Consider the following 1,943-nt stretch of genomic DNA (forward strand, 5'->3'; position numbering starts at 1 on the left):
GACTTGGATCCTAAGTTGATATCAAAATATCAAAAGAGTAATGTAAACCTCATCAATGAATATATTCAATAGAATCTTGAACGAAAAAATTTTATCGGTCAGTTATTTCAATTCCCTTTTGCTTCCTTTTGGCGATTTAAATTAAAAGTATTTGGCCAATTGCCCCGAAATTTAGGGTGTTTTGATACCATAGCTTAAATCCCATATTGCATTTATGTTCCAGTTCTACGGGTTTTGAGCAAAAGGATTGTCTAGTATGTACTGCTGAGAAGTTGATGCCTTTATCTTTATATTGTGTAAGTGCTGTCTTTTTATCTTTTTGAGATACGTTAAGTCAGACATTGGTAAAAGTGAAATGCCCTAACAGTTATCACAAGTACCGTTTGAAGATTCCTTATATCGTATTTGTCTATCAAAAACAATCATAAGTATCTCTTCAAAAGAGGCTAAGTTCAAGGCTTGTTTGCATACATTTTGGGATAATACTTTCAATAATTGTTTGGAGATGACCATGTAATTATAAATAATTCACATAAGTTGAACGATATTTCAAAGTTAACGGTCATCTCCATTTTTACCTTTTTGAAGAATATACACTTCCTAAATTTAGTGAATGGAGAAAATACTTGGTAAATGTTTCAAAGCAGAGTTGTAAAAAAGCCTGTTTCAATTTTAACTAAACATCCTCTTTTCCATAGCGTTCAACTCTGATATCCGCCTGTCTTTTGTGTCCCATGAATCCCTCAATTTCACAAAGGCGGGAACAATAACTTCCAACCAAGGCACTTGCTTGATCTGTTGTTACTCTTTGATAGGTACAGGTTTTTATGAACTTGCCTACCCAAAGACCACCAGTAAAACGTGCGGCTTTTTTTGTGGGTAAGGTGTGGTTGGTGCCAATAACTTTGTCCCCATAGGCAACATTGGTTCTATTGCCTAAGAACATTGCGCCAAAATTGGTCATATTATTTAAAAAATAATCTGGGTTTTTTGTGTTGATCTGGACATGTTCGCTAGCAATTTCATCGGCAACCTTCAACATTTCCTCATAGCTATCAGTCAAAATTACTTCACCATAGTCTTCCCAAGATTTACTGGCAAGGTCAGCGGTGGGTAATGTTTTTAATTGCTTTTTAACTTCATCGGCAATTCCAATGGCCAAGGATTCGCAATTGGTCAACAAAATTGAAGGTGAGTTTGGACCATGCTCAGCTTGACCCAACAAATCTGTAACGGCCATTTCGACATCCATTGTTTCATCTGCAATGACCAAGGTCTCAGTTGGACCAGCAAGCAAGTCTATGCCTACCTTACCAAACAATTGTCTTTTCGCTTCGGCCACATATTGATTTCCAGGACCTACAATCATATCCACTTCTGACATTCCCACACAACCATGGGCCATTGCAGCCATGGCCTGTATTCCGCCCAGTATATATATCTCGTCTGCTCCTCCAAGGTACATGGCGGCTACAGTTTCCGGTGGTGCCCCCCCTGTTTTAGGGTCTGGCGGGGTACAAGCAATGATTTTACCCACACCCGCAACTTTAGCTGTTAAAACACTCATGTGCGCTGAAGCTACCATTGGATATCTTCCCCCGGGCACATAGCATCCCACACTTTTAACAGGTATGTTTTTGTGTCCAAGAACAACCCCTGGGATTGTCTCAATTTCTATATCATGAAGTGTAGATTTCTGTATTTGCGCAAAACGACCAATTTGAGCCTGGGCCCATTTTATGTCCTGGATTGTCTTTTTTGAAACTTTGGAAATGATTTTTTGAATTTGACTGTCCGATAAACGAAAGGATTTTGGACTCCAATTATCAAATTTTTCCGATAGTTCGCGGACAGCTGTGTCTCTTCTCTTTTCAACATCAAGAAGAATATCTTCAACTATTTTTCTTGTTTGCGCTTGATCTACTGCCGATTCTTCGACATTC

General features: G+C 38.6%; 1 protein-coding gene. It reads right to left on the reverse strand.

All coding sequences use genetic code 11. The features are described from left to right. Nucleotides 1-676: 676 nt before the first annotated feature. The coding region (hisD, locus tag A7D14_RS10300; RefSeq protein WP_067033899.1) for a histidinol dehydrogenase at nt 677-1,943 on the reverse strand (1,267 nt) is incomplete at its 5' end.

Origin of the sequence: Allomuricauda sp. CP2A, assembly GCF_001683915.1 — a bacterium.
GTDB lineage: Bacteria > Bacteroidota > Bacteroidia > Flavobacteriales > Flavobacteriaceae > Flagellimonas.